The organism is Mesorhizobium sp. M7A.F.Ca.CA.003.01.2.1 (genome assembly GCF_003998945.1).
Classification (GTDB): Bacteria; Pseudomonadota; Alphaproteobacteria; order Rhizobiales; family Rhizobiaceae; genus Mesorhizobium; species Mesorhizobium ciceri.
The window spans coordinates 1-7,328 of record NZ_RZRA01000174.1; the positions used below are offsets into that span (position 1 = coordinate 1).

9 protein-coding genes are annotated in these 7,328 nt (G+C 61.6%); 3 read left to right on the top strand and 6 right to left on the bottom strand.

What is annotated here, in order from left to right:
* Positions 1–371, bottom strand: a 371-nt coding sequence (locus tag EN969_RS09815; RefSeq protein WP_164758202.1) for an FAD-dependent oxidoreductase, incomplete at its 3' end; no start/stop codon positions are given.
* A gap of 163 nt (positions 372–534) precedes the next feature.
* Between EN969_RS09815 and EN969_RS09820 the strand changes: the two genes are divergently transcribed.
* The gene (locus EN969_RS09820) at positions 535–1,185 is read left to right on the top strand and encodes a 5-formyltetrahydrofolate cyclo-ligase (protein ID WP_082826460.1); all 651 of its coding nucleotides are present in this window, start codon (positions 535–537) and stop codon (positions 1,183–1,185) included.
* Here EN969_RS09820 and EN969_RS09825 read toward each other — a convergent pair.
* The gene (locus EN969_RS09825; RefSeq protein WP_013531467.1) at positions 1,182–1,655 is read right to left on the bottom strand and encodes an Lrp/AsnC family transcriptional regulator; all 474 of its coding nucleotides are present in this window, start codon (positions 1,653–1,655) and stop codon (positions 1,182–1,184) included. The two genes, EN969_RS09820 and EN969_RS09825, sit on opposite strands and share 4 nt — an antisense overlap.
* Before the next feature lie 156 nt (positions 1,656–1,811).
* Between EN969_RS09825 and ald the strand changes: the two genes are divergently transcribed.
* Complete coding sequence (gene ald / locus EN969_RS09830) at positions 1,812–2,927, top strand: alanine dehydrogenase (protein WP_013531466.1); 1,116 nt, start codon at positions 1,812–1,814, stop codon at positions 2,925–2,927.
* Between the two features lie 206 nt (positions 2,928–3,133).
* Positions 3,134–4,441: an outer membrane beta-barrel protein gene (locus EN969_RS09835; protein ID WP_063168057.1), complete on the top strand. Its 1,308-nt coding sequence runs from the start codon at positions 3,134–3,136 to the stop codon at positions 4,439–4,441.
* 234 nt (positions 4,442–4,675) lie between these two features.
* Here EN969_RS09835 and EN969_RS09840 read toward each other — a convergent pair whose 3' ends face one another.
* The 4 genes from EN969_RS09840 to sseA form a co-directional block, all read right to left on the bottom strand.
* Positions 4,676–5,143 (bottom strand): DUF1203 domain-containing protein, encoded by a 468-nt coding sequence (locus EN969_RS09840; RefSeq protein WP_013531464.1) that lies wholly within the window; start codon positions 5,141–5,143, stop codon positions 4,676–4,678.
* Positions 5,144–5,300: 157 nt separating this feature from the next.
* Positions 5,301–5,858: an OmpA family protein gene (locus tag EN969_RS09845; protein WP_013531463.1), complete on the bottom strand. Its 558-nt coding sequence runs from the start codon at positions 5,856–5,858 to the stop codon at positions 5,301–5,303.
* 111 nt (positions 5,859–5,969) lie between these two features.
* Positions 5,970–6,533 carry a GNAT family N-acetyltransferase gene (locus EN969_RS09850; protein WP_013531462.1) on the bottom strand — a complete coding sequence of 188 codons (564 nt, stop codon included), beginning with the start codon at positions 6,531–6,533 and terminating at the stop codon, positions 5,970–5,972.
* 5 nt (positions 6,534–6,538) lie between these two features.
* A partial coding sequence (gene sseA, locus EN969_RS09855; RefSeq protein ID WP_127419095.1) for a 3-mercaptopyruvate sulfurtransferase occupies positions 6,539–7,328 on the bottom strand: 790 nt, incomplete at its 5' end.

Sequence of the window (7,328 nt, forward strand, 5' to 3'; positions counted from 1 at the left end):
GGCGCGAACGGCTCCCATTCGTCATGGCCGAAATAGGCGTGGCGGGCACCGGTGGCGAGCAGCAGCGTGTCGTAGGCGACCGCGCTGCCGTCATCGAGCAGCACGCGCTTGCCGGCGCGGTCGACACCGGTGACATTGGCGAGCAGCGTCGTCACATCCTTGCGCTTGCGCAGGAGGTGGCGGATCGGCCAGGCAACCTCGGAGGTGGCCAGCGCCGTCGTCGCCACCTGGTAGAGCAGCGGCTGGAAGAGGTGATGGTTGCGCTTGTCTATCATGGTGATGCGCACGGGAGCGCCGGCAAGCGCACGGGTGAACTCGAGGCCGCCGAACCCCGCGCCGACAACGACGACATGATGCCTGGCTTCGTTCATTTCGTTCACCTTGTTAGCAAGATTGCCTGTCCTGCATGTAGGTATTTTTGTGCAATGCAACAACAGATGGCCAGTGCCCGAGACTCGTCGTTGCATGTCGTGAATGCACATGTTGTATCGTATCGCGAGGTATAGCGTCATCGAACACGCGATGAGGTGAGGCATGGCCAACGATCGTGACGACGATGCTCCGGCGCAGTATTCTTCGCCGCCCTGTTTCATGCACGAACTCGATACGGAATTCCGTGCGCCTTCGAGCGACTGGACCGATGTGAGACGCTGGCGCAAGGCTGAGCGCGAACGCCTGATCGCCGCGCGTCTTGCTGTTTCGGCCGACGCGCGAACGGTAATGTCGCAACACATCGCCGATGGCCTCGACGCGGTAATCGGCGAGATCGCCGGCCGCATGGTCAGTCTCTACTGGCCGTTTCGCGGCGAGCCGGATTTGCGGCCTTGGATGACGTCCATAAACGAACGCGGCGGCCGCACCGCCCTGCCCATCGTCATCGAGAAGGGGCAGCCGCTGATCTTCCGCGCCTACAAAGCAGGCGACCGGCTGGAGAAAGGTGTCTGGAATATCCCGATCCCGGCCGAGGGCGATCCGGTGCTGCCGGACATCGTCATCTCGCCGATCGTCGGCATCGATCCCCTGAACTACCGCCTGGGTTATGGCGGCGGTTTCTTCGACCGTACGCTGGCAGCGATGCCGTTCAAGCCACTGGTCATCGGCGTCGGCTACGAGCTGCAGCGCATCGCGACCATCTACCCGCAGCCGCACGACATTCCGATGGATCGGGTGGTAACGGAGGCCTAGGCCATTTCCGGCTTCATGCCCATGGCGGTCCTGTCGACGATTTCGCGTAGCGCAAAGGACGAATTGATCTTGGTCACATGCGGCATCGCCGACAGCCATTCCTTGTGGATGCGCTCATAGTCGACGAGATCCTTCGCCGCGATCCGCAGGATGTAGTCGTATTCGCCCGACATCAGGTGACAGGACAGCACGTTCGGGCAGCGCTTGATCGCCGCCTCGAAATCCGACAGCGTCTTCTCGAACTGCCCCGACAGCGATATGTGCACGATCGCCGTCATCTGGTGGCCAAGTGCCGCATTGGAAAGCCGGGCGTGGTAGCCGCGAATGGTTCCGGATTTCTCCAGATTGTCGAGCCGGCGCGAACAGGCCGACTGCGACAGGCCGACCTTCTCGGCCAGCGCCGCATTGGGTATCCTGCCATCCTTCTGCAAAGCCTCGAGAATGGCGATATCGATCCTGTCGAGCGGCATTATTCGTGAATCCTGCGAATATCTTGCTGTTTCGCGCAACAATTATCGAAACCGGCCGGTGGGCGCAAGCGCATTCGCAAACACCTGCGCAACGATTCGTGGTTCACTCCAGCCATACAGGGAACGAGCCCAAAAGGGCCGGATCAGGAGAAGAAAATGCGCGTCGGCTGCCCCAAGGAAATCAAGAACCACGAATACCGCGTCGGCCTCACCCCCGGCTCGGTCCGCGAATATGTCGCCCATGGCCACGAAGTGCTGGTCGAGACCGGGGCCGGTGCCGGCATCGGCGCCGATGACAACGCCTATCGCGCCGCCGGCGCCACGATTGCCAAGACGGCCGCCGAGGTGTTCGCCAAGTCGGACATGATCGTCAAGGTCAAGGAGCCGCAGCCCAGCGAATGGGCGCAGCTTCGCGAAGGCCAGATCCTGTATACCTACCTCCACCTTGCTCCGGATCCGGAGCAGACCAAGGGCCTGCTTGCGTCCGGCGTGACGGCAATCGCCTACGAGACCGTGACCGACGACCGTGGCGGCCTGCCGCTGCTGGCGCCGATGTCGGAAGTTGCCGGACGCCTGTCGATCCAGGCCGGCGCCACGGCGCTGCAGAAGGCCAATGGCGGCCGCGGCGTGCTGCTGGGCGGCGTGCCCGGCGTGCTGCCCGGCAAGGTCACCGTGCTCGGCGGTGGCGTCGTCGGCCTGCACGCGGCCAGGATGGCGGCCGGCCTTGGCGCCGACGTCACCATCATCGACCGCTCGATCCCGAGATTGCGCCAGCTCGACGATCTCTTCGCCGGCCGCGTCCACACCCGTTACTCGACTGTCGAGGCGCTGGAAGAAGAGTGTTTTTCAGCCGACATCGTCGTCGGCGCGGTGCTGATCCCGGGTGCCGCGGCGCCAAAACTGGTTTCGCGCGAAATGCTGTCGGGCATGAAGAAAGGCTCGGTGCTGGTCGATGTCGCCATCGACCAGGGCGGCTGCTTCGAGACCTCGCACGCCACCACCCATGCCGACCCGACCTATGAGGTCGACGGCGTCATCCACTATTGCGTCGCCAACATGCCGGGTGCCGTGCCCGTCACGTCGGCCCACGCGCTCAACAACGCGACGCTTCACTACGGCCTGCAGCTCGCCGACAAGGGCCTGAAGGCGCTGGTCGACGATCATCACCTGCGCAACGGCCTCAATGTCCACAAGGGCAAGATCACCAACCGCGCAGTCGCCGAGGCGCTCGGCTACGAACTGGTCGAGCCGAAAGCGGTACTCGCCGCCTGATTTTCGCGAAAAACAGCTCCTTTCAATCCAGCCCGCCGGTTCCATGCCGGCGGGTTTTTTCTTGCGAGCCTGTTTTTCAGGCAAAGCATGGCGCCGAAAGATGTGACGCAACGGCACTTTGCTCATCATTGTTGCATATTTGTCATTCCCGTGCCGGCCGGTTCCCTGCTAGAGACATTCTGGGTTTACTCATGGGGTACGGGCATATGTTCATTCGCACATCCGCGAAATCTTTTCTTCTTGGTGCTGTTTCTGCTGTGGCTTTGATATCTGCTGCTCACGCAGCAGACGTCGTGCAGCCGGTAGAAGAAGCTGCCGGCTTTAACTGGAGCGGTCTATACGTTGGTTTTGGCGTCGGCGCCGGTGCCAACGTACACAAGCTCAGCAGCGATTTTATTCCAGTCTCGCTGAACGGCATTGGTGGCGAAGGCGTCTACGGTGAGCTGACGGTTGGCTATGACTATATGGTCGCGCCGCGGTTCCTCATCGGTGGTCTGCTGGACGCTCACGTCGGCAACATCGGGACCACGCTGGACATTACGGGATTCGACGCTTCGATCAAGGAAACCTACGGTTTCGACGCTGGCCTGCGTCTCGGCTATCTCTTGACGCCAAACACTCTGGGATACGTGCTGGGTGGCTATTCCTGGCAGAAGTACAAGCTCGATACGAACGCTGGCTTCGACTTTGATTGGGATCAGAGCGGGTATTTTGTCGGAGGTGGCATCGAAACGGCCATCAACAGCAATTGGACGATCAAGACTGAGTATCGCTATACGGGCTTCGGGACCAAGGACGATCTTCTTTCCGAGGCTGGCATCGTCGGGGTTCCGGACGGTCTCCTCAATCTTGACACCTCGCGCCATACTTTCCAGATCGCAGCCAATTACCGTTTCGGTGCCCAGAACGGCGGCGGTGCTGCCTTCGAGACGCCAGCCTACAACTGGACCGGCTTCTATATCGGCGGCGCTGGTGGTGCCGGTGCGTCCGTGCACCAGATCAACGTTCCGCCGCTCGGCGACCTGGAATTCAATGGTCTCGGTGGCGAAGGTGCCTTTGGTGAACTGAACGTCGGCTACGATCATGACTTCGGCAGCTGGGTCGCAGGCGTCATGGTCGATGCACGCTACTCCGGCATGACTTCCAAGCTGGATCTCGGCGGCGGATCGATCAACGTCGATACCGACTATGGGTTCGATGTGTTGGGCCGCGTTGGCATGAAGATGAACGAATCGACCCTTGCCTATGCGCTTGCCGGCTACAGCTGGCAGCATTTCGATCTGAACGCTTCCGACCCGATCGGCGACATCCTCGACTGGGGCTCCAGCGGCTTCTCGGTCGGTGGCGGACTGGAAACGGCTCTGTCCAGCAATGTCACCGTTGGCCTCGAATATCGCTATTCGCAGTTCGCCAAGAAGGACTTTTCTTCGGAATTCGGCGCACCTGACGACACCCTTACCTCGACTTCCTCTTTCCACACCGTGCGCCTCGGCGCGAAGTACAAGTTCAACTAAAAGGCCCTCCAGCCAAACAGTTGCAGCCCGTCGGCCATGCCGGCGGGCTTTTTTCTTGCGTGGAATACGTCTGCTCCAAACGCAGGCAACAAAAAAGCGGAGCCAAAGCCCCGCTTCCTCGATGACGAGATTTGCCGCCGGTTCATCCGCGGTCGGCAAATCGATCGACAATGGCTTTCTATCGCGACTATGCGACGGGAGTACGACAGCTGTTTCCAGCGGCTAATCTCAGCCTCAAGCGCGCTCGATGCGGCACTGGTAGCAATTGTTGCGCGCCGAGCGGACATGGACGTAGGCGATCTCGTCGCGTTCCAACAAGGTCTTGGCCCGCCCGGTGATGTCTCCGGTCGGGACCACGCCGCCGCTGCCATAGACGATACGGTCATCCCTGCCATAGCCGCGCACGATGTAGTCGGGGCTGTCGAGAATCTCGGGCAGCGCCTCGCCCTCGGCAGCGCCGTCGCATTCCTCGGCATGCAGGAAGATCGGCCCGGTTTCGGCATAGGGCTGAAGCTGCGGGAATGGCCTGTATGCCAGAACAAGATAGGCATCGCCGGCTCCTATGTTCTTCAAACAATGCCGGCAAGGCATGCCGTCACCATCTGAGACCTTTCGCTCGGGCGTTTGGCCATAAGCATCGACGCCACCACGCTGCAGCGTCCTGACAGCTTCGGTCGGCAAAGCTTTGAACTGGATGGTCATGGAAAAATCTCCGGTGTCGTGATTGGAAATTATGTCCTTGAACCCTCGCCGCCCACCCGATTCCTGCCAAATGTCGAAAAGCCGATCGCCCCTCGGCGATCGGCTCTCATCAGATTCCTGTCAAAGGCGCCGGCTAATTAAAATTCGGAGCTGCGACTCAACGGATGAAATCGTCGAAGCGGCGCAGCGTCACCCGGCGATTCTGCCAGTTTTCGTTCTGCGTCTGCACCAGCAAAAACTCCTCACCGTAACCAACGGTTTCCAGTGCATGGCCGGGCACCCTAAATTCGCGCACCAATGTGCGCTTGAGCGAAGCGGCGCGTTGTTCGGACAGGGCCTGGTTCGACTGGAAGGAGCCGACGGCGTCGGTATGGCCCTCGATCAGCACGCGGGCGCCGGGATCGCGGCGCAGGATTCGCCGCAGCGCGTCGGCAATAGTCTCGATCTTGTCGTATTGCGAGTTGGCAATAGCCGCCGAACCGAAGGCGAAGTTGATCGACTGGATATCGATCGAGCGGGCCATGCGGCGCAAATCCGGGCGCCGCTTGAATTCCCGGATGGTGACGCGCTCGTTCGGCCGCAATTTCACACGCGGTGCTGCCTCGAGCTTCCGCTCGATCGTCGCGGCCGAAGGCGTTGTCGCCTGGGCTGCGGCCAGGCTTGGCATGGCAATCGCCGCGATCAGCGCGGCGGCAAGTGTACGGCGGGTCAGCATGTCTTCGTCTCCTTCGGCCTTGGCCGCATTGATGGTGCGGGCAACATGCCAAAAGCAGCCTGAAGGGCCGATGAACGACAGGTTCAGATTCGAGCTGGTGTCAGCTTCCGGCTAGGGCCGCATGACGCTGGCCGCGCGCTCGGCGAAAGGCAGCGGATGCACGATTTCCTTCTTTTGCGCCACCGGTGCAAAGCCGAGCTTCTGGTAAAGCGGCAGAGCCGCCGGATGATCGAGCGTGCAGGTCTGCACCGTCACGCGCTTCGGACCATGCGACCAGGCGGCTGCGATCGCGGAACCCAGGAACCAGCGGCCGATGCCTTGTCCCGTCGCATGTTCCATCATGCCGAAATAGGCGAGCTCGACTTCTTCCGGCAGATGCGGCTTGAGATCGAAGAAGCCGGCGGGTGCGCCGTCGAGATAAAGGACCCTGATGTCGCGATCCTCGCGATGAATGCCGGCGGCAAGCTCGTCGTCATCCAGCCTCAGCACATTGACCCAGTGCCATTTGCGCCCCACCCGGTCCATCAGATAGCGGTAGAAATGCAGCGGAATGTCCTTGGTCTTCAGCAGCGCGATCTGACGGTTGTAGGGCACCGGCGGCGAATAGGCCGGCGGCACATGCATCTCGAGAAACGTCACCGTGACGTCAATATCTTCCAGCGCGCCGTTTTCCATCGTCTTCATTCCTTGCCGATCACAACGGGGCCGGTCACGACAGGCGTGTCGGAAAGCCCGCCCCACTCCGTCCAGGAGCCGTCGTAAAGCCTGTTGTTGGTATGGCCAAGTGTTTCCAGCGCCAGCGTCACCACCGCTGCGGTAATGCCGGAGCCGCATGAGGTGACGACAGGTTTCGACAGATCGATGCCGGCCTCCTCGATCGCCTTGCGCAGGCGGTCCTTCGACAGCAGCTCGCCATTTTCCGACAGCGCCGAATAGGGCAGATTGCGCGCGCCAGGCATATGGCCGGAGCGGATACCCGCGCGCGGCTCAGGCTCGGCGCCGGTAAAGCGGCCCGGTCCCCGGGCGTCGGCGATCTGGCTTGCCCTGGTGTCGACGATCCGGCGCATGTCGGCGAGGCTGGCGACGCGCCCGGAGTCGAAATCGGCATGAAACACGCTTGGCGCGATCTTCGTCGGCTCAGCCGTCACCGGTCTGCCGGCGGCTTTCCAGCCATCGAAGCCGCCATCCAGAATATAGGTCTGGAAGACGCCCATCACCCTGAACATCCACCACGCCCGGGGCGCCGAGAAGAAACCCGGACCATCGTAGACGACGATGGTGTCATCGGCCGAAACGCCCATGGCGCCGACATACTGGGCAAAATGCTGCGGTGACGGCAGCGTATGCGGCAAGGGCGAATCCGGATCCGAAACCGCATCCTGATCCAGAAATCGTGCGCCCGGGATGTGGGCCGAATCATACACGCCGCGCGCATCGCGCTTCTGCGCCGGGAGATACAAGGATGCGTCG

Coding starts and splice junctions, on each gene's coding strand:
- EN969_RS09835 (WP_063168057.1), top strand. CDS start 3,134: ATGTTCATTCGCACATCCGCGAAATCTTTTCTTCTTGGTGCTGTTTCT.
- EN969_RS09820 (WP_082826460.1), top strand. CDS start 535: ATGGCCAACGATCGTGACGACGATGCTCCGGCGCAGTATTCTTCGCCG.
- EN969_RS09845 (WP_013531463.1), bottom strand. CDS start 5,858: ATGCTGACCCGCCGTACACTTGCCGCCGCGCTGATCGCGGCGATTGCC.
- EN969_RS09825 (WP_013531467.1), bottom strand. CDS start 1,655: ATGCCGCTCGACAGGATCGATATCGCCATTCTCGAGGCTTTGCAGAAG.
- EN969_RS09840 (WP_013531464.1), bottom strand. CDS start 5,143: ATGACCATCCAGTTCAAAGCTTTGCCGACCGAAGCTGTCAGGACGCTG.
- ald (WP_013531466.1), top strand. CDS start 1,812: ATGCGCGTCGGCTGCCCCAAGGAAATCAAGAACCACGAATACCGCGTC.
- EN969_RS09850 (WP_013531462.1), bottom strand. CDS start 6,533: ATGGAAAACGGCGCGCTGGAAGATATTGACGTCACGGTGACGTTTCTC.